Genomic DNA, 17,976 nt, shown 5'->3' with positions numbered 1-17,976 from the left:
AGCTCCGAGCTGCCTGCTAATCCCATTCACAGGTAGCTTCGTGGTATAGGGGCGGTGTGTTGTTTTCAGCTGACGGCTCGGTGCTGTGTTTTATTCTTCTTTAATATTGGCTTTTAAGTATTGAAACAGCTGCCGATAGGCCACTGGTGGCAGATCGGCTGCCAGCTCTTTACGACCCACGCGAGCTAATTGGCGCAGTTTTTGGCGGTCAAGATGACGATATTCAAACATTAAGGCGTTTACGCCTTTATCGCCTTCTTTAATTAAGCGATCGCGCCACAGCTCCAGCTTATGAAACTTAGCATTTGCAGTGGTATCTTTATGAGCGAAACCAGCAATGGCTTTTTGAATTTCACTTACATCGTTAACACGCAGCAACTTACCCAGATAAGACATGTGGCGGCGTAAGCCTTCGCGCTTATTGTGCAGGCGATGAGCCAGCTCCACCGCTTCTTTTATATCTTCGTTTAGCGGGACTTTTGCCAGTTCATGAGGCTTCAACTTAACTAAGGTTTCCCCCAGCTTTCTAAGAGCCAAGCTTTCGCGTTTCAATTGACTTTTACTGACCCAATCATCTTCTTCATCTTGTGATGGGGCATCATCATGGTGGCGCATGGTATTTTTCCGTCTTTATTAAGAATTACATATATATTAACAGCTTCTCCCAAGGGGCGCAGGGGTCTGTTATGCTAACTGCAAACTGAGCCAGCGATATGAGTTATGACCCCAGAAGATATTAAAAATGAACAACGCCAGCTAGAGCTGGCAGTAGAGCAAGCCCTTGCTAGTGCTAAACACTTAGGCGCAGATAATGCCGAAGTCTCGATCAGCAAGCAAACCGGCTTATCGGTGAATACCCGTAATAGTGAGCTTGAAAATATTGAGTTTAATAAAGACGGCGCCTTAGGTATAGCTGTCTATAGAGATGGTCGTAAAGGTTCTGCGTCTACGTCTGATTTACGCCCCGATGCCATCGCCCGTACTGTGGCGGCTGCCATGGATATTTCTCGCTATACCACAGCAGATCCCTTTGCCGGTTTAGCCCCGAGTGAGGCGCTGGCTTGGGATGCCCCTGAATTAGAATTGTGTTTTCCGCACCCCTTAGAGCCGAGTGATGGTATTGAACTGGCGCTACGCTGTGAGCAGCAAGCACTGGCGCAAGATGCGCGTATTAAACAGTCAGATGGTGCTAGCTTTTCGACTACTTTAGGCATTAAGGTTTATGGTAACAGCCATGGGTTTGTTAAAGGCTATGCCGCCAGCCGTTTTGGTATGAGCTGTGTGCTAATTGGTGAACAAGATGGCGACATGCAACGAGAGTATGGCTATACCACTGCACGCCAGTTTGCTGATTTATGGACGCCCGAGCAGGTGGCCGATGAAGCCGTTAGCCGCACTTTGGGGCGCTTAGGCGCGCGTAAAGTGGGCACTACGCGGGCACCGGTATTATTTCATCCTGATGTGGCGGCCAGTTTATTTGGTCACTTAGTCATGGGCATCAGCGGCGGTAACTTATATCGCAAATCGTCCTTTTTGTTGGATACCTTAGGTGAGCGTATTTTTCCTGAGTGGTTTGATATTCATGAGCAGCCGCATTTACATAAGGGCTTAGCCAGCTCGCCCTTTGATAATGAAGGGGTGCGTACGCTGGAGCGTCGTATTATTGAGCAAGGTCGTTTGCAAAGCTATTTATTACCCAGCTATGCCGCACGTAAAATGGATATGGAGCCGACAGGCCATGCCGGTGGTATTCATAACTGGACAATCGCCAATACCGGCCAAAGTCTAGCGCAGTTGCTAAAAATGATGGGAACCGGTCTTTTGGTGACAGAAATGATGGGCCAAGGGGTCAATATTGTCACCGGTGATTACTCACGAGGCGCGGCCGGTTTTTGGGTTGAGAACGGAGAAATTGCCTATCCGGTAGAAGAGCTCACCATAGCCGGCAATTTAAAAGATATGTTTGCCGGTATTCAAGCCGTAGGTACAGATACCGAGTTACGCTCTAGTCTGCGTACCGGCTCGGTATTGATTGATGAAATGAAAATTGGGGGGCAGTAGGGCAGCGCCGAGCGCCCGGCGCCAAGCACCTAGCTACCGATAAAACATAGCCCTTCGGGCAGCTGTAAGCAAAAAGCACCGCACCTAAGGGGCGGTGCTTTTTATTTGGGCCCAAAAAGAGCCGCCGATTTTTCTATAGATTGCCGTGTTGTTTCGCGTAAAGCGTACGCGCGGCATTAGTTAATGAGCATTAAGGTGGCGAGCCCTAAGAAAGATAACAAGCCGATAATGTCGGTAATAGTGTTAAGGGCCATTGAGCCGGCGAGGGCAGGGTCGATATTGAACTTGCGCATAATCATGGGGATCGCGGCGCCTGCTATACCGGCCACCGACAAATTAATAAACATCGCCAAGCCCAGCACTACGCCAATTTTCCAGCTATCTTTCCAAAAGGCCACCACTAACGCCACCATCACTGCCCACAATAAGCCATTAATAAGCCCAACTAATGCTTCCTTGGTGAGCAACCAGCGGGCGTTACTGTCTCCGATATGTCCCACAGCCATGCCGCGGATCACCAAGGCTAACGTTTGGTTGCCGGCAATGCCCCCCATAGACGGCACTATGGTCATTAAGACGGCTAGGGTTGCCAATTGCGATAGGGTGTCTTCAAACATATTAGACACGCTGGCGGCTAATAGCGCTGTCCCTAAATTAACGGTAAGCCAAATAGAGCGGCGTTTAGCACTGGTGGTGACTGGGGCGAAGGTATCTTCGTCGTCATCCATGTTCGCCATCCCCATCATGGTATGCTCGCCATCTTCTCGAATAATATCCACCACATCATCTATGGTGATCCGACCCAGTAGTTGGTAGTTCTGATCGACAACTGGTGCCGATAGCCAGTCGTGTCGTTCAAAAAGGTTGGCCGCTTCGGTATCTGTCATAAGCAGCGGAATGGCTTCTACTTGGGTGTCCATGGCGTCGGCAACTAAGGTATTAGGGTCTTGCACTAACAGGCGAGCTAGGGATATATCACCTAATAAACGATTGTTTTTATCCACCACATATAAGGTATCTGTGCCTTCGGGTAACTCGTGATGCAAACGTAAGTAGCGCAAGACCACTTCAATACTAATATCTGCCCGCAAGCTGATGAACTCAGTGCTCATCATAGAGCCGGCTGTGTCTTCTGGATAAGACAGTGCCTGCTTGGCGCGCAGCCTGTCTTGCTCATCCATTTGCGTCAGTACTTGATTTAGTAATTGCTCGGGGAGATCGCGCAATACATCAGCCAGATCATCCGATTCCATGTCTTCGAGTGCGCTGGCCAGCTTATCAGCGTCCATCAGCCGGATAATGCCGTCTCTGACTTCTTCTGAGAGCTCTTCTAGTATTTCACCGTATTCGTCGGGATCAATCAGTTGCCAAAATACTTTACGGCTGGGGGTAGGGGAGGCTTCTAGTAACCAGGCTACATCACCTGGGCGCATTTGTTGTAACTGGCGGCGAACATGCACGAACATGCCACTATTAAGTGCTTGATTGATAGTATCTAAATGTTCTGCTGGACTAGGTTTGTCTGATGGATCTGACATCAATGCTCCCGCTTTATTTTAAAACAGCTCATTAAGCCGTTATTCTGCCTCATTGAAGCGGTCGGCGACGAGGCGTGAAACAGCATCCATTGCCGCCTCGGCATCTTGTCCTTCTGCCACGACCCGAATGGCGTGACCCTGAGCGGTTTCAAGCATCAGCAGCCCCATAACGCTGTTAGCGGGGGCTTGTTTTTCGTGGCTGCATACGGTCACTATGGCATCAAATTGCTCGGTGACTTGTACTAGCTGAATAGCGGCGCGAGCATGTAATCCGAGTTTATTGACAATTTTGAGATCACGCTCAATTCTCCGCATGGTGTTTTTCCAAGGTACGGTGGCGCAGTTGCACACTCTTACCCATTTTTTTAAACGAGGCAGCTAATTGCTCTACCAGATATACAGATCTGTGTTTACCTCCAGTACAGCCAATGGCCACAGTGACATAACTGCGGTTGTTACGCTCAAGATGCGGCATCCAAGTGACCAGGAGGTTTTCTATTTGCCAGCGGTATTTGCTCACTTCAAGCTGGCTATTTAAATAATTAGCCACAGGCTCATCTTGGCCAGTAAAAGGCCTCAATTCGGCAATCCAGTGTGGGTTAGGTAAAAAACGGGCATCAAATACAAAATCAGCATCTTGAGAGATACCAAATTTATAGCCAAAGGATTCAAACACCCAGTTTAATTCACGTTCCTTTTTACCCAATATTCGAGCGCGGATAATTTCGCTTAAGTCATGAATACTGAGATCTGAGGTATCAATGCGCAAATCAGCCGCCGATGATAAAGGCGCTAATAGGTGGGTCTCTTGGCGAATAGCTTCATCCAGTGTGAGGCTGAGCCGAGACAGAGGGTGTAGCCTGCGGGTATCACCAAAGCGGCGAATAAGTGCGGCATTATCGGCATCAATAAAGATATTTGATAGGCTTACACCTTCTATATTACGAACTTGGTCTAAACAGCTTTCCATTTTTTCATTACTGTCGGGGAGGTTACGTACGTCAACACTCACAGCTACTTCGCCGGGCTTGTTGCGCCGCATTTTAACCAAATCGGGTAAGAGCTCTACCGGCAGGTTATCGACACAATAATAGCCTAAATCCTCAAGTACCCGTAACGCGACGGTTTTTCCCGAACCAGAACGACCACTGACGATTACCAGCTGCATAGTTCCCCCTTAAGAAGAAATCATGATTTGATGGAGCTCGTCATCACTACTGGCTTGACGTAGCTGTTTGCAAATCTGTTTGTCACTGAGCTTTTCGGCAATCAATGACAGTGTTTTAAGATGTTGCTTACACTCTTGTTCAGGTACAAGCAGTGCAAATACTAAACTGACCGGCTGATTATCAATAGCATCAAACTCTACTGGTTCAGCAAAGGTCAGTAACACGGCGGTGGCTTGGTTATCATCACTAATACGGCCATGAGGAATGGCAATGCCATTACCTATGCCGGTGGTACCCATTTTTTCTCTGGCTAACAGGCAGTCAAATAACTGCTGGCTGTTAACGTTAAGATGCTGGGCGGCTAGTTCACTGATGATTTCCAGAGCGCGTTTTTTGCTTGTGCAGGGGATTGCACTGCGCGTGCAATCCCTGCTTAATATATCGGCGACTTCCATGGTTATTTTTGCTTAAGCTTCTCTTTGTGTTTAATGACTTGGCGATCGAGCTTATCAATTAAGCTGTCTATCGCGGCGTACATATCTTCACTTTCTGCGTTGGCGAAAATTTCACCGCCGCTAAGCAGTATTCTTGCTTCAGCTACTTTTTGCACTTTTTCTAGGGTAAGAACGACGTGTGCGTTGGTTATATTATCAAAATGGCGCTCTAGACGAGAGAACTTGCTGTTAACATAATCACGTAATGAGTCTGTGATATCTACATGGTGTCCAGTCAAATTTATTTGCATAATGTCTTCCTTCTAGGTCGGCCTACATCAGGCGTTTACGTTGATTGGAAGGGGGGATGGCCAGCGACTCTCGATATTTAGCGATGGTGCGTCTCGCCACCTTTATCCCTTGCTCAGCCAGCAGTTGAGCAATTTTGCTATCACTCAACGGCTTAACCGGGTTTTCTGCTCCGACTAATTTTTTGATTAAAGCACGAATAGCGGTGGATGAACATTCTCCGCCGCTTTCGGTTCCTACATGGCTGGAGAAAAAATACTTCAGCTCAAACACGCCTCTTGGCGTGTGTAAAAATTTTTGTGTGGTCACTCGCGAGATGGTGGATTCGTGCATTTCTACCACATCGGCCACTTGATTGAGCACCATGGGTTTCATGGCCTCTGCTCCATACTCAAAGAATGCCTGTTGTTGGTCAACAATACAATTAGCAACCTTGAGTAAGGTCTCATTTCGGCTTTCTAGGCTTTTGATAAACCACTTAGCATCTTGCAGGTGGTTGCGAATGTACTGGCTATCTTCTGTGCCCTTCGCACTGCTTGCCATAGCGGCATAGGTTTGGTTTAGTCGCACCTTTGGCATTGCATCTGTATTTAGTTCGGCCACCCAAGTGCCTTTGCGTTTGCTGACCACTACATCGGGGATTACATATTCAGAGTTTGACTGCAGTATGCGACTACCCGGCCTCGGCTCAAGCTGTTGAATTAGCGCTAATACGTCTCTTAGCTCATTTTCTTTAAGGCAGGCCTTACGCTGCAAGGTACGGTAATCGCGGTTACCTAGCAAATCCATGTGATGCTCAAGCACTGCTAGGGCATCACTTAGCCATGGGGTGTCGTGGGGCAGGGCATGGAGTTGAATTGATAAGCACTCTTGTACGCTGCGTGCTGCAACACCTAAAGGATCAAAATGTTGAATACGTTTAAGTACCGCCTCCACCTCGTCTGCTTCAATATGCTGCTCCCCACCTGATACGCTGGCTAATAGGGCGTCTATATCTAGGCTGAGATAGCCGGCGTCGTCAATGGCATCAATAATCGCTAAGGCGATAGCTTGGTCGGTATCGCTAAAGGGGGTCAGTTGCATCTGCCATAACAGGTAATCTTGTAAGGTTTCGGTTGTTTCCCCTTGGTACACCGTATCGTCCATGCCTTCAGGTAAGCCTGCGTTAGTACTACCAGACGAAGCGGTGTAAATTTCCTCCCACTGGGTGTCCATTGGCAAATCATCTGATAGCTGGTGCTGTTCCATCGCTTTGTCGGTGGCTAGCTGATCATTTTGCTGAGGGGCTGCTGTTTGAGATTCTGCCTCGCTCTGTTCGTCTTGCTCCTCTTGCTCAAGCAGGGGGTTATTATCAAGTGCAAGTTGAATTTCTTGTTGCAACTCCAAGCTCGATAGCTGCAACAGGCGAATGGCCTGTTGCAGCTGAGGCGTCATGGTCAGCTGCTGGCCCATGCGTAATTGAAGAATTGGCTTCATTGTAAAAAAGTCCTTCCATATCAACCGCGAATGGCTACAGCGGTGCCGTTAGAGGCTAAATTGCTCACCAAGATAGACTTTCTTGACCTGTTCATTATTAAGTATTTCGGCTGGTGTGCCAGCGGCTATACGGTGGCCTTGGCTAACAATATAGGCGCGTTCACACACATCAAGCGTTTCACGCACATTGTGGTCGGTAATTAACACGCCTAAGCCTCTGTCTCGCAGGTGCAATATAATTTTTTTAATATCGAGTACTGATATAGGATCGACACCGGCAAAAGGTTCATCCAACAAAATAAAGCGGGGATCAGCGGCGAGTGCGCGGGCAATCTCCACTCGTCTGCGCTCACCACCGGACAAGCTCATGCCGGTATTATCTCGAATATGGGTAATATTAAACTCTTCGAGTAGTTGTTCCATTTTTTCTGTGCGCTCGTCTGAGCTTAAATCTTTGCGTGTTTCTAATACCGCCATTATGTTATTAGATACACTTAAACGGCGAAAGATAGACGCTTCTTGCGGTAAATAACCAATGCCACTGCGGGCCCGTAAGTGCATGGGTTGATGACTAATATCTTGTTCATCTATGGCGATACTGCCGGCATCGCTTTGTACTAAGCCCACAATCATATAAAAAGAGGTGGTCTTGCCGGCGCCATTGGGGCCAAGCAGACCAACAATTTGGCCGGTATTTACTGTCATACTGACATCAGCTACTACCTGACGCCCTTTGTAACTTTTTTGGAGATTGCGCGCTTTTAGCGTGGCCATGATTACTTTTGAGCCTCATCTTTAGTCGATTTTTGTTGCTTTTCAGGCAAAAACACTGTGGTTACCCGATCTTGCCCGCCTTGGCTTTCGGCTTCCATTTGCTCTTTGTCGATAAAATAACGAATACGATAACCCGTCACTATATTATCGTTTTGCTTGATTTGTGCATTGTTTAGCAGTGTCATGGTGCGAGACGTTATATCGTAATTAATCTGATTAGCTTGAGCTCTTATTGGCTCGCCACTGTCTAACACTTGGTAATAGGTGGCAGGAGCGCCATAGGCCGTCATAGATTGCAGGCCTTTATCATTACGAATCACCACTAACTTACTGGCACGCACATCTAAGGTACCTTGTTTTACTACCACTTTATCAGTGAAGGTCACTTTGTTGTCTGCCAGTTCAACGAGTTGACGACCCGCATCAATAGTGACTGCCTGATTATAGTCAGACTCTTTAGCATGAGCCCCATTGAGGCTCAATGCTAACAGGCTACTCACGCTAAGGAGTAATATACGTTGCTTGGGTATCATGCAGTAATTCCACCGTTTGTTGATCGATTTTGCCAAGCAAACCTCTGCCTTGTGCCTGATAGTTTGGGCTAGTTAACTGTACTACTTGATTAGATCGCAATTGGTTATTAATAAAGTCCAGCTCGAGATATTCGGTTGTTAAAGTTTTGACGGGGCTGTTCGCTTGCAGCCCTTTACCTACCACAGTGCCGTTTAACACCAGGTTGTCGTCTGTATTTAACATGCCTTCATCACCACTCAGTTGCCATTGGGGCTGGCCACTAGGTGAATAAAGCAAGATAACAGGTTTTTCCATTAGGGTCATGGCCAGTGGTTGGTAGTGCTCGGCGTATTCGGCCTCTAATCCACGATAGGGCAACCCCAGTTTGTTATATTGCACACTCACCAAATTTTTGGCGATAAAATCAGGTTGATAGTTCTGCTGGGTAATCACTTGTTCATCACTGGGTTTAAACCACTGCCAGCAGGCTAATGCCAATACAAATAGGCCGAAAAACCACCCCGTTTGACGGCTCATATACTCATACCTTGGGCATGAGCTAATTGTCCTCGGGCTTCTAGTATCAAATCACACAGTTCACGTACCGCCCCTTGGCCACCTTTTAAGTGAGTCACATAGTCTGCCTGCTGGCGCACTTTAGGGTGCGCATCAGCCACAGCGACACCCAAGGCGCAGTGTTGCATTACCGGTAAGTCCACTACATCATCGCCAATATAGGCAACCTGCTCTGGGGTTAGGTGTAAGTCGGTCATGAGAGCGTGATAGCCTTGCATCTTATCGCTTTGCCCTTGATAAACATGCTCTACACCCAGTGAGGCCATGCGCTCGGCGACTATGGTGGAGTTGCGCCCCGTTATAATAGCCACTGTGATGCCAATATTTTGCAGGGCTTTTATGCCAAAACCGTCTTTGGTATTAAAACTCTTGTATTCTTCACCTTGGTTGCCCAAGTAAATATTACCGTCAGATAACACACCGTCTACATCACAAATCAGTAACTGCACTTTAGCCAAGTTGCGCCATACTGTGGTGGCTACAGGACCATATAAGCCAGACTCTTCCATTAAATAACTCCTGCCAACAATACATCATGCATATTAAAGGCCCCAATGGGCTGGTGATCTTCATTGAGCACCAGCAGGCCGCTGATTTTTTTCTCTTCCATTAGCTGTACCGCTTCTGCTGCGAGCATGCCGGCATGGACTGTGGTGCAGCTTGTTGTCATCACTTGCTTAATCATAGTGTGGTGCACATCTATCTTTTGATCCAGAGTACGGCGTAAATCGCCGTCGGTATAAATACCGACTAAACGCGCTTGTTCATCAACCACGGCACTAAAGCCTAAACCGGTGCGACCAATTTCCAGTAGCGCATCAATTATAAGGGTATTGAGTGTTACCTTAGGCACACTATTGCCTTGGTGCATTATGTCGGCGACCCGCAATAACAAGCGTTTGCCTAATGCTCCACCAGGGTGGCTAAGTGCAAAGTCGTTGGCCGTAAAGCCACGCGCTTCGAGTAATGACACTGCTAATGCATCGCCCATCACCAGTGCGGCTGTGGTACTGGCTGTAGGGGCCAAGCCTAATGGACAAGCTTCTTGTTCTACGTGGGTGCATAAATGAAAATTTGCTTCTCGCGCCATGGTTGATGCGGGGTTACCGGTAAGGCACACCAGTGGAATACCGCGGCGCTTAAGCACAGGTAATAGAGCAATAATTTCACTGCTTTCACCCGAGTTAGACAAGGCAATCACCACATCATCTTTGCCAATCATGCCTAAGTCACCATGGCTGGCTTCGCCGGGGTGGACAAAAAAAGCCGGTGTCCCTGTGCTGGCTAACGTTGCGGCTATTTTATGGCCGATGTGGCCCGATTTTCCCATGCCGGTGACGACGATCTTACCGGTGCAGTGTAACATTAGGCTACAAGCTTGATTAAAAGCGTGATCCAAATACTGGTATAAGCCATCAATGGCGGCTTTTTCAATATCGAGTACACGTTGGGCTGTTTTTTGGTAATCAAATTCCGCTGTCATCTTGTTCTCCGCAGGTAGGGCGCCTCTATTATAGAAAAGCTGGTGATGATATGCGACTAACAAAATAACCAGTTAGCATTTCTGGCGGTATTGACGTCAAGGCTTGGCGCCTCACTGAGGTGTTTAAAGATGAGAACAGGGAGCTGAATGCAAGCTATGGCGCTTTTGGGTTGCTGAACGATCGGGGAACTCATACAATTCCTTCTTTTCATTGGGGAATCAGTTTGAGCCAGAACCTAGTAGAAATAAAGGATCTTTGCTTTGGCCACGGTGATCGGACCTTATACGACCGTATTAACCTGCAGATCCCTAAAGGTAAAATTACCGCCATTATGGGGCCGAGCGGTATTGGTAAAACCACCATGTTACGCTTAATTGGCGGCCAGATTAAGCCACACAGTGGTGAGATTTTATTTGATGGTCAGTCTATCCCTAACATGGGGCGCTCGCATTTGTATCAAGAGCGTCAGCGCATGGGAATGCTTTTTCAAAGTGGCGCCTTATTTACCGGCATGTCGGTATTTGAGAATGTGGCGTTTCCGTTGCGCGAACACAGTGGATTGCCTGATGCCATTATCGAAACCACAGTGTTAATGAAATTAGAAGCTGTGGGATTGCGTGGTGCTGCACATTTAATGCCCTCAGAGTTATCTGGTGGTATGGCTCGGCGTGCTGCGCTGGCCAGGGCGATTGCTCAAGACCCTGAATTAATTATGTATGATGAGCCTTTTGCTGGCCAAGATCCTATTAGTATGGCGGTGTTGGTAAAGCTCATTGCCGAGCTTAATAAGGCGCAAGGGTTGACCTCGATTGTGGTTACCCACGATGTTGATGAGGTGATGAGCATTGCAGATTATGCTTATATTATTGCCAATAAAAAAGTCATAGCCGCGGGCACCCCTGAAGAGTTACGTTTGCAGCGGGATCCGCAGCTGGTGCAGTTTTTACAAGGCGAGGCCGATGGGCCTGTGGCCTTTCATTATCCAGCGCCATCATTTAGGGAGTCGTTAACGCATGTTGATTGATGTAATAGGGCGCTTGGGCCGTCGTGGCATCGACAGTGTGACGGCGGGCGGACGCGCCGGCATTATGCTAACTCATGCCTTAGTCGGTCGCCCGCAACCGAAAAAGCATTTTCCACTCTTGGTGGAGCAATTACGCGTGGTGGGCGTGCAGTCGGTTGCCATTATTTTAGTCTCTGGCCTGTTTATTGGTATGGTGCTGGCACTACAAGGTTATAACGTTTTAGTCGACTTTGGTGCCGATGGCATGCTGGGGCCTTTGGTGTCGCTGTCTTTACTGCGAGAATTAGGTCCTGTGGTGACTGGTTTATTATTTGCAGGGCGGGCCGGATCGGCGCTTACCGCTGAGCTTGGTTTAATGAAAACGACAGAGCAGTTATCCAGTCTAGAAATGATGGGCATTGATCCGATGCGCCGAGTGGTGGCTCCGCGTTTTTGGGCCGGCATGATCAGTATGCCTTTACTGGCGCTGATGTTTAGCCTTGTTGGTATTTGGGGGGCTAAATTAGTTGGCGTAGACTGGTTAGGCGTTGATGAAGGCGGATTTTGGTCTGCTATGCAATCGGCGGTGGAGTTTAATCAAGATATAATGCAAGGCTTTATCAAGAGTTTGGTATTTGCCCTCGTTGTAACCTGGATTGCGTTGTTTAATGGTATTGATACCAAGCCAACTGCAGCAGGGATCAGTCAAGCCACGACCCGTACTGTGGTTCATTCTTCTTTGGCGGTATTGGGGCTCGACTTTGTGCTTACCGTCGTCATGTTTGGATAAAATGAGATGAAATACAGCAAATTAGAATTAAGTGTTGGCTGCTTTATGCTAGCCGGAATTGGTGCCCTATTACTGCTGGCATTTAAAGTGGCTGGAGTGAATGTTAAGGGGCAAGGCGAGACTTACACGCTTTATGCTAAGTTCGATAATATTGGCGGACTAAAAGTACGCTCACCCATTAAAGTGGGAGGGGTTGTGGTAGGCCGAGTAAGCGATATACAACTTGACGAAAAGGACCAAGTACCGGTTATTACGTTAACGGTGAGCCGCAGCGCAGGTGATTTTTCTGAAAGCAGCACGGCGGCCATTCAAACCTCAGGCCTATTAGGTGAGCAATACTTAGGGTTGAGCCCAGGCTTTGCCGACGAAGACATGGGGATTGGTATGTTAAGCGATGGAGACTTTATTACTGATACTCAATCTGCATTAGTGTTAGAAGAGCTGATTGGCAAGTTTATTTATTCTATTGGTGATAACTAAGCCGTAGCACCTTATTGGAGCACACAATGAAAAAATTATTAGTTTCAGGTCTACTATTAATAGCCGGTACTTGGGCACCTTTGGCTACTGCCTTAACGTTAGAAAACCCGTATCAGCTAATGGACGAAGTGGCACAAAGCACTTTTGATAGACTTAATAACGAACAGCAAAAAATTAAGGCTGACCCTAAGTACTTGCGCACTATAGTGCGCGAAGAAATGCTACCGGGAGTAGATGTACGCTTTTCTGCCTATCGGGTTATTGGTAAGCAACTTAACGACACCACGGCAGAGCAACGGGAACAGTTTGTAGACGCCTTTAGTGAGTATTTAGTGGTAACTTATGCTGATGCACTGGCCGCGTATGACGATCAAACCTTAGATATTGGTACCGGTCAGGTAACGGATGAAGACAAATTGGTCTCTATTCCGGTGGCGGTATTAGAGCCAAACAAGCCGACTATTCAGCTGGAGTTTAAGCTGCGCAAAAATAATCGTACTGGCGAGTGGCGCGTATTTGACATGATTGCTGAGGGCATTAGCTTGTTGTCTGCAAAGCAAGGTGAACTCAGCGGCCTTATTCGTCAAAAAGGAATTGAGCAAGTCACTCAAGAGTTACATGCTCATACCAACAAGCCGGTTACTCCCTTGGAACGTAAAGAATGAAGCTGACCGAGCCATTAACACGCCAGTATATTGCGTCTTATTGGGCGCAGTGCCAAACCCTGTTTACTCATCGCCAAGCCGATTTAAGTGGTTTAAGTGAGATAGATACTGTTGGTTTAGCATTTTTAGTGCAATGGAGCCAAGCATTAGCGGCAGAACAACAGCCACTCGTGCTGTTAACTCCCCCTGCCAGCTTTTATCCTCTTGCTGATTTATATGGAGTTAGCTCTTTTTTTGAGCTAACCGACACCCCTGCCGGGAGCCAAAATGGAACTGAATAATCAAGTAGAACAACTATTACGGCAGGCGCTGCCTTTAGATGAACTCTATGTTAAAAGTGAAGGTAATCACTGTAATGTGATTGCTATCTCTGCTGAGTTTGCTGAGATGAGTCGCTTAAAGCGACAGCAAGCCATTAATGGACCATTACGGGAGTTGATTGCAGACAACACCATTCATGCGCTAACCGTAAAAACGTTTACTCCCGAGCAGTGGGCTCGAGAACGCAAATTTATTATGCCTTCCTAAGGCGGGAACCTAAATGGATAAATTTATAATACAAGGGCCATGTCGGCTTACTGGAAACGTCACTATTTCTGGTGCTAAAAACGCAGCTTTGCCGATATTATTTGGCACCCTGTTATGTGATGAAACAGTCACTTTATCTAATGTACCCAAGTTAAAAGACGTGGATACCACGCTACAGCTTTTGGCCTCTATGGGCTTAACCGTAGCCGAGCAAGATAAGCAATATGTGATATCCGGTGCTGTTAATAGCCACATAGCCCCTTATGAGTTAGTACGCACTATGCGCGCGTCTATTTTAGCATTAGGCCCGCTTGTCGCCCGTTTTGGTAAAGCCGATGTTTCTTTGCCTGGTGGTTGTGCTATTGGCGCGCGCCCGGTTAACTTGCATATTCACGGCCTAGAGCAAATGGGCGCTGATATTCGCGTAGAAGATGGCTACATTAAAGCGCGGGTAAATGGACGTTTGCAGGGCGCACATATTTTAATGGATATGGTGAGCGTGACCGGTACCGAAAATCTGATGATGGCGGCGGTATTAGCCAAAGGGCGCACCACCATTGAAAATGCGGCACGTGAACCAGAAGTCGTTGATTTAGCAAACTTCTTAAATACCTTGGGCGCCAAAATACAAGGTATTGGTCAAGATACCCTGATTATCGACGGTGTAGAGGCACTGCACGGCGGTGAATACAGTGTGCAGCCTGATCGTATCGAAACCGGTACCTTCTTAGTCGGGGCGGCGGTAACGGGAGGCGATGTCACCTGTCTTAATGCCGCGCCTAATTTGCTAGAAGCGGTCTTGGTAAAGCTAAAAGAAGCGGGCGCGGATATTGAAACCGGTGAAGACTGGATCCGTCTTAATATGACAGAGCGGGTATTAAAACCGGTCGATATTAAAACCGCCCCATATCCTGCATTTCCGACGGATATGCAGGCGCAATTTACTGTGCTCAATGCGGTCGCTAAAGGGGTAGGTCGTGTTACTGAAACTATTTTTGAAAATCGTTTTATGCACGTTCCTGAGCTAAATCGCATGGGAGCCAGTATCGAGCTAAATGGTAATATGGCAATTTGTGATGATACAGAGCAACTCTCTGGTGCTACTGTGATGGCGACCGACTTACGAGCTTCTGCAAGCTTAGTATTGGCCGGCTTTGTGGCACACGGCAGCACTACGGTTGATCGTATTTATCATATCGATCGCGGCTATGAGTTTATTGAAGATAAGCTGTCAGCCTTAGGCGGTAAGATCGAACGCATTAAAGCTTAACGCACAGCCTTAAGCGGTCAGCCGTAAGCTATCAGCTGTACAGCTTAACAACTCAAAATGGCCCAGATGTAATACATCTGGGCCATTTTTGTGTTTAAGTTTTGACTGACAGCTTACGGCTTTCCATAGGGTTGGGGCTAGCGCAAGCGTTGAAAGCGGTTATCTTCTTCTACGGTAATAGGTAGGGTTAATAATTTGCCATCACGTAGTAAGGTGATGTTAATAACGTCTCCTGGATGGGTTTCTGCGACTTTATCCATGGCATGACGGGTATTGAGGATTGGCTGGTCGTTAATTTTTAATAATACATCTTCTTTTTTAATACCGGCCTTAGCTGCTGGACCTTGTTCATTAAGGCCTTCTACAAACAAGCCCGTGCGCTTCCCCATCTTTAGCAATTGCGCCATCATCGGCGGAATATCGGCACCACTTATCCCTAAATAACCACGAATGACGCGACCATGACTAATTAACTCCTGCATAATACGATCTGCTAAGGCATAAGGAATAGCAAAGTTAATGCCGTAGCTTTCTTGATGTGCCAAACTTTGAAATGAGGCGGTGTTAATACCGACGATTTCACCGTACACATTAATTAGCGCGCCACCTGAGTTACCAGCGTTAATGGCGGCGTCGGTTTGCAGTAAGTCTTGGCGACCATTGCTGTCTGGGCCCATGCTAGATAAGCCCGCGCGTCCAGTGGCACTAATAATACCTTGGGTAATGGTTTGCCCCACGTTATAAGGGTTGCCAATGGCCAGCACAATATCGCCAACTTGTGGAGCTAACTCATTATCTTGTGGGATTACCGGCAATTGCTCGGCAGTAATTTTTAACACCGCTAAGTCGGTAGGCACATCAAAGCCGATGACCTCACCATTAAGAATACGACCGTCTTGCAATGCCACAATGACCTGATCGGCATCTGCAATCACATGATAATTGGTTAGTACATAACCTTTTTTCGACATGATAACCCCAGAGCCTAAACTGGTAGCACTTAACTGGGGCGCTTGCTTGTCATGTTGAAAGCTACGGGTGTAAATATTGACTACCGCAGGCCCAGCACGATTAGCGGCATAAGAGAAACTAGATATACCCACTTGTTGGTTACGCCACCAATGCTCAAAAGGCTGGTTTTTAAGTTGCGGAAAGAGCAGCAGCAGCAATAGCGCCATCAGCGTGCCGAAGGCGGCGGCCTGAAGAAAAAATGTTATAAGCGAAGGTAGGCGCATAAAAACAATCAAAGTCAGCTGATGGCAAGGGATCAACAGCATAACATAAAGCAAACAGTTCCGAGCGAGACAGAATAGTTAGTGTTGCGTGTGTGGGAGCGTAGTTCGTTTTCTAGGTCGGTATAAGACATTTTTCAGGGTAACGAAGATGATCTGTTTTCTTTATTGTTTGCTAGTAAAGTGTGCTGGCTATCAAAAATAAAAAAAGCAGTGCTAAGCACTGCTTTTGGTTGCGAACTAACAGCATTTAGTTATTTTACTGACCTTTTGTGCAAGCTCAGCGTAACACTAAATACAGTGATGAATTGTTGCGCTGAATATTTAACGCAATTACATCGGGCTTATCTTGAATAATTTTACGTAATTCATTTAAGTTTTTTACCCGCTTGCGGTTTACACCAATAATTATATCGCCTTCTTCTAGGCCGGCTCTGGCGGCAGGGCTGCGTGGTGAAACTTCAGTTATTTTAACGCCTTTGGTGCTATCTTTATCATCTGTTTTAGATAAAGTCGCACCTTTTAGCGCTTCATTTAAGGTATCGGCGGCAATGGTGTCACTGTCGGCATGGGCCAGAGTGACATCAACATTTTGCTTTTTACCGTCACGGAATAAGCCCAGTGTGACTGTTTTGTCAGCCCCTGTAGTTGCGACTTTAGCGCGTAACTCACCAAAGGATCGTACGGGCTTGTTGTTAAGGCTAATAATGATATCACCGGCTTTAAGGCCGGCTTTGTCTGCAGAAGAGCCTTCAATAACTTGGCTAACAAAAGCACCATGCTGACTGCGATAGCCAAAGGTGCGTGCTAGCTCAGAGGTAAGCTCACCGCCCATCACACCCAAGACACCACGACGCACTTCACCAAACTCTAATATTTGCTCGGTTAGGTTTTTCACCATATTGGCAGGTATAGCAAAGCCAATGCCAATATTACCGCCACCTGGGCCAAGGATCGCGGTATTAATCCCCACCAAATTGCCTTCTAAGTCGAGTAAAGCGCCGCCTGAGTTACCTGAGTTGATGGCAGCATCGGTTTGAATAAAGTTTTCTAAATTACCCACATTCAACCCTGAGCGACCCAAAGCACTGATAATGCCAGACGTCACAGTTTGGCCCAAACCAAAGGGGTTACCAATCGCAATAGCAAAGTCACCCACTCGTAATTGGTCTGAGTCGGCATAAGTAATTTCTACTAAGTTTTTGGCCTCTACTTTTAATAAGGCGATATCACTTTGCTTGTCGCTGCCAATCAGCTCGGCTTTATATTCTTGACCATCAATCAAGGTGATTAAAATTTCATCCGCATCACTGATCACGTGGTTATTGGTGATCACATAACCCTCTTTGGCATCAATAATCACCCCAGAGCCTAAAGCCTGAAAGGGTCTTTCTTGCAGCTGCTGGCCAGGACCATTGGGACCAAAGAAAAATTGAAAAGCATCGGGAAGAGTTTGTTGGCTAACTTTACTACCAGAAACAGAGATATTAACCACAGCCGGTGTTACTTTTTCGAGTATGGGAGCTAGACTGCGAACCTCGTTGGCCGCACTTAAGGGCAGCGCTGCCTGCACATTAGGTAGTAGTGCCATGCTTAGGCTTAATACCAGCGCAGGCATTAAAGAAAGTCGAGTTGTCATATAAATACTCCTAAGTAGACCGATGCATTAAGAAA

At 47.1% G+C, this 17,976-nt stretch carries 22 protein-coding genes; 8 read left to right on the top strand and 14 right to left on the bottom strand.

Annotated elements, in window-relative coordinates; all coding sequences use genetic code 11:
- Nucleotides 1-90 precede the first annotated feature (90 nt).
- Nucleotides 91-615 (bottom strand): ribosome biogenesis factor YjgA, encoded by a 525-nt coding sequence (gene yjgA / locus ACTHY5_RS04135; protein ID WP_441876779.1) that lies wholly within the window; start codon nt 613-615, stop codon nt 91-93.
- 105 nt (nt 616-720) lie between these two features.
- On the opposite strand from yjgA, the gene pmbA reads away from it, so the two are divergent.
- Complete coding sequence (gene pmbA, locus ACTHY5_RS04130) at nt 721-2,061, top strand: metalloprotease PmbA (protein WP_441876777.1); 1,341 nt, start codon at nt 721-723, stop codon at nt 2,059-2,061.
- A 176-nt stretch (nt 2,062-2,237) separates the two neighbouring features.
- On the opposite strand, the gene mgtE is transcribed toward pmbA, so the two are convergent.
- From mgtE to ACTHY5_RS04075, 11 genes are read right to left on the bottom strand one after another with little or no spacing between them, the layout of a single operon-like run.
- Nucleotides 2,238-3,599, bottom strand: coding sequence for a magnesium transporter (gene mgtE / locus ACTHY5_RS04125; protein ID WP_441876774.1), 1,362 nt, complete (start codon nt 3,597-3,599; stop codon nt 2,238-2,240).
- 39 nt (nt 3,600-3,638) lie between these two features.
- Nucleotides 3,639-3,914 carry an HPr family phosphocarrier protein gene (locus ACTHY5_RS04120; RefSeq protein WP_441876771.1) on the bottom strand — a complete coding sequence of 92 codons (276 nt, stop codon included), beginning with the start codon at nt 3,912-3,914 and terminating at the stop codon, nt 3,639-3,641.
- A complete protein-coding gene (gene rapZ, locus ACTHY5_RS04115; RefSeq protein WP_441876769.1) occupies nt 3,901-4,767 on the bottom strand; it encodes an RNase adapter RapZ in 867 nt (288 codons plus the stop codon). The genes ACTHY5_RS04120 and rapZ overlap by 14 nt, the downstream gene beginning before the upstream one ends.
- A gap of 9 nt (nt 4,768-4,776) precedes the next feature.
- Nucleotides 4,777-5,223, bottom strand: a complete 447-nt coding sequence (gene ptsN / locus ACTHY5_RS04110; protein WP_441876766.1) for a PTS IIA-like nitrogen regulatory protein PtsN — start codon at nt 5,221-5,223, stop codon at nt 4,777-4,779.
- Nucleotides 5,224-5,225: 2 nt separating this feature from the next.
- Nucleotides 5,226-5,513: a ribosome hibernation promoting factor gene (gene hpf / locus ACTHY5_RS04105; protein ID WP_441876763.1), complete on the bottom strand. Its 288-nt coding sequence runs from the start codon at nt 5,511-5,513 to the stop codon at nt 5,226-5,228.
- Between the two features lie 22 nt (nt 5,514-5,535).
- Nucleotides 5,536-6,987, bottom strand: a complete 1,452-nt coding sequence (locus tag ACTHY5_RS04100) for an RNA polymerase factor sigma-54 (RefSeq protein WP_441876760.1) — start codon at nt 6,985-6,987, stop codon at nt 5,536-5,538.
- A 48-nt stretch (nt 6,988-7,035) separates the two neighbouring features.
- The gene (lptB, locus tag ACTHY5_RS04095; RefSeq protein WP_441876758.1) at nt 7,036-7,761 is read right to left on the bottom strand and encodes an LPS export ABC transporter ATP-binding protein; all 726 of its coding nucleotides are present in this window, start codon (nt 7,759-7,761) and stop codon (nt 7,036-7,038) included.
- A 2-nt stretch (nt 7,762-7,763) separates the two neighbouring features.
- The gene (lptA, locus tag ACTHY5_RS04090; protein ID WP_441876754.1) at nt 7,764-8,294 is read right to left on the bottom strand and encodes a lipopolysaccharide transport periplasmic protein LptA; all 531 of its coding nucleotides are present in this window, start codon (nt 8,292-8,294) and stop codon (nt 7,764-7,766) included.
- Nucleotides 8,263-8,811 carry an LPS export ABC transporter periplasmic protein LptC gene (lptC, locus tag ACTHY5_RS04085; protein ID WP_441876751.1) on the bottom strand — a complete coding sequence of 183 codons (549 nt, stop codon included), beginning with the start codon at nt 8,809-8,811 and terminating at the stop codon, nt 8,263-8,265. Before lptC ends, lptA begins: the two co-directional genes overlap by 32 nt.
- Nucleotides 8,808-9,359, bottom strand: coding sequence for a 3-deoxy-manno-octulosonate-8-phosphatase KdsC (gene kdsC / locus ACTHY5_RS04080; RefSeq protein ID WP_441876748.1), 552 nt, complete (start codon nt 9,357-9,359; stop codon nt 8,808-8,810). The genes lptC and kdsC overlap by 4 nt, the downstream gene beginning before the upstream one ends.
- On the bottom strand, nt 9,359-10,333 hold the full coding sequence (locus ACTHY5_RS04075) for a KpsF/GutQ family sugar-phosphate isomerase (RefSeq protein WP_441876745.1): 975 nt from the start codon (nt 10,331-10,333) through the stop codon (nt 9,359-9,361). Before ACTHY5_RS04075 ends, kdsC begins: the two co-directional genes overlap by 1 nt.
- A 224-nt stretch (nt 10,334-10,557) precedes the next feature.
- Between ACTHY5_RS04075 and mlaF the strand changes: the two genes are divergently transcribed.
- The 7 genes from mlaF to murA are packed head-to-tail and all read left to right on the top strand — an operon-like array spanning nt 10,558 to nt 15,070.
- Nucleotides 10,558-11,358, top strand: coding sequence for a phospholipid ABC transporter ATP-binding protein MlaF (gene mlaF / locus ACTHY5_RS04070; protein ID WP_441876742.1), 801 nt, complete (start codon nt 10,558-10,560; stop codon nt 11,356-11,358).
- On the top strand, nt 11,348-12,127 hold the full coding sequence (mlaE, locus tag ACTHY5_RS04065) for a lipid asymmetry maintenance ABC transporter permease subunit MlaE (RefSeq protein WP_441876739.1): 780 nt from the start codon (nt 11,348-11,350) through the stop codon (nt 12,125-12,127). The genes mlaF and mlaE overlap by 11 nt, the downstream gene beginning before the upstream one ends.
- 6 nt (nt 12,128-12,133) lie before the next feature.
- Nucleotides 12,134-12,607, top strand: a complete 474-nt coding sequence (gene mlaD / locus ACTHY5_RS04060; RefSeq protein ID WP_441876736.1) for an outer membrane lipid asymmetry maintenance protein MlaD — start codon at nt 12,134-12,136, stop codon at nt 12,605-12,607.
- 26 nt (nt 12,608-12,633) lie between these two features.
- Complete coding sequence (mlaC, locus tag ACTHY5_RS04055) at nt 12,634-13,272, top strand: phospholipid-binding protein MlaC (protein WP_441876733.1); 639 nt, start codon at nt 12,634-12,636, stop codon at nt 13,270-13,272.
- Nucleotides 13,269-13,553, top strand: coding sequence for an STAS domain-containing protein (locus tag ACTHY5_RS04050; protein ID WP_441876731.1), 285 nt, complete (start codon nt 13,269-13,271; stop codon nt 13,551-13,553). Before mlaC ends, ACTHY5_RS04050 begins: the two co-directional genes overlap by 4 nt.
- Nucleotides 13,540-13,800 carry a BolA family protein gene (locus ACTHY5_RS04045; protein WP_441876728.1) on the top strand — a complete coding sequence of 87 codons (261 nt, stop codon included), beginning with the start codon at nt 13,540-13,542 and terminating at the stop codon, nt 13,798-13,800. The genes ACTHY5_RS04050 and ACTHY5_RS04045 overlap by 14 nt, the downstream gene beginning before the upstream one ends.
- A 13-nt stretch (nt 13,801-13,813) precedes the next feature.
- Nucleotides 13,814-15,070, top strand: a complete 1,257-nt coding sequence (gene murA / locus ACTHY5_RS04040) for a UDP-N-acetylglucosamine 1-carboxyvinyltransferase (protein ID WP_441876725.1) — start codon at nt 13,814-13,816, stop codon at nt 15,068-15,070.
- 137 nt (nt 15,071-15,207) lie between these two features.
- On the opposite strand, the gene degS is transcribed toward murA, so the two are convergent.
- Both degS and ACTHY5_RS04030 read right to left on the bottom strand, forming a co-directional pair.
- Nucleotides 15,208-16,305, bottom strand: a complete 1,098-nt coding sequence (degS, locus tag ACTHY5_RS04035; protein ID WP_441876722.1) for an outer membrane-stress sensor serine endopeptidase DegS — start codon at nt 16,303-16,305, stop codon at nt 15,208-15,210.
- Nucleotides 16,306-16,582: 277 nt separating this feature from the next.
- The gene (locus ACTHY5_RS04030; protein ID WP_441876719.1) at nt 16,583-17,941 is read right to left on the bottom strand and encodes a Do family serine endopeptidase; all 1,359 of its coding nucleotides are present in this window, start codon (nt 17,939-17,941) and stop codon (nt 16,583-16,585) included.
- Nucleotides 17,942-17,976: the final 35 nt, after the last annotated feature.

This window comes from Oceanisphaera sp. (assembly GCF_052084945.1).
Taxonomy (GTDB): domain Bacteria; phylum Pseudomonadota; class Gammaproteobacteria; order Enterobacterales; family Aeromonadaceae; genus Oceanimonas.
The sequence above is the reverse complement of the archived record's forward strand: the minus strand, read 5'-3'. Positions and strand labels throughout refer to the sequence as shown.

Excerpts from the sequence above, each read along its gene's own strand:
- yjgA (WP_441876779.1), bottom strand. The coding sequence starts at position 615 with ATGCGCCACCATGATGATGCCCCATCACAAGATGAAGAAGATGATTGG.
- pmbA (WP_441876777.1), top strand. The coding sequence starts at position 721 with ATGACCCCAGAAGATATTAAAAATGAACAACGCCAGCTAGAGCTGGCA.
- mgtE (WP_441876774.1), bottom strand. The coding sequence starts at position 3,599 with ATGTCAGATCCATCAGACAAACCTAGTCCAGCAGAACATTTAGATACT.
- ACTHY5_RS04120 (WP_441876771.1), bottom strand. The coding sequence starts at position 3,914 with ATGCGGAGAATTGAGCGTGATCTCAAAATTGTCAATAAACTCGGATTA.
- rapZ (WP_441876769.1), bottom strand. The coding sequence starts at position 4,767 with ATGCAGCTGGTAATCGTCAGTGGTCGTTCTGGTTCGGGAAAAACCGTC.
- ptsN (WP_441876766.1), bottom strand. The coding sequence starts at position 5,223 with ATGGAAGTCGCCGATATATTAAGCAGGGATTGCACGCGCAGTGCAATC.
- hpf (WP_441876763.1), bottom strand. The coding sequence starts at position 5,513 with ATGCAAATAAATTTGACTGGACACCATGTAGATATCACAGACTCATTA.
- ACTHY5_RS04100 (WP_441876760.1), bottom strand. The coding sequence starts at position 6,987 with ATGAAGCCAATTCTTCAATTACGCATGGGCCAGCAGCTGACCATGACG.
- lptB (WP_441876758.1), bottom strand. The coding sequence starts at position 7,761 with ATGGCCACGCTAAAAGCGCGCAATCTCCAAAAAAGTTACAAAGGGCGT.
- lptA (WP_441876754.1), bottom strand. The coding sequence starts at position 8,294 with ATGATACCCAAGCAACGTATATTACTCCTTAGCGTGAGTAGCCTGTTA.
- lptC (WP_441876751.1), bottom strand. The coding sequence starts at position 8,811 with ATGAGCCGTCAAACGGGGTGGTTTTTCGGCCTATTTGTATTGGCATTA.
- kdsC (WP_441876748.1), bottom strand. The coding sequence starts at position 9,359 with ATGGAAGAGTCTGGCTTATATGGTCCTGTAGCCACCACAGTATGGCGC.
- ACTHY5_RS04075 (WP_441876745.1), bottom strand. The coding sequence starts at position 10,333 with ATGACAGCGGAATTTGATTACCAAAAAACAGCCCAACGTGTACTCGAT.
- mlaE (WP_441876739.1), top strand. The coding sequence starts at position 11,348 with ATGTTGATTGATGTAATAGGGCGCTTGGGCCGTCGTGGCATCGACAGT.
- mlaD (WP_441876736.1), top strand. The coding sequence starts at position 12,134 with ATGAAATACAGCAAATTAGAATTAAGTGTTGGCTGCTTTATGCTAGCC.
- mlaC (WP_441876733.1), top strand. The coding sequence starts at position 12,634 with ATGAAAAAATTATTAGTTTCAGGTCTACTATTAATAGCCGGTACTTGG.
- ACTHY5_RS04050 (WP_441876731.1), top strand. The coding sequence starts at position 13,269 with ATGAAGCTGACCGAGCCATTAACACGCCAGTATATTGCGTCTTATTGG.
- ACTHY5_RS04045 (WP_441876728.1), top strand. The coding sequence starts at position 13,540 with ATGGAACTGAATAATCAAGTAGAACAACTATTACGGCAGGCGCTGCCT.
- murA (WP_441876725.1), top strand. The coding sequence starts at position 13,814 with ATGGATAAATTTATAATACAAGGGCCATGTCGGCTTACTGGAAACGTC.
- degS (WP_441876722.1), bottom strand. The coding sequence starts at position 16,305 with ATGCGCCTACCTTCGCTTATAACATTTTTTCTTCAGGCCGCCGCCTTC.
- ACTHY5_RS04030 (WP_441876719.1), bottom strand. The coding sequence starts at position 17,941 with ATGACAACTCGACTTTCTTTAATGCCTGCGCTGGTATTAAGCCTAAGC.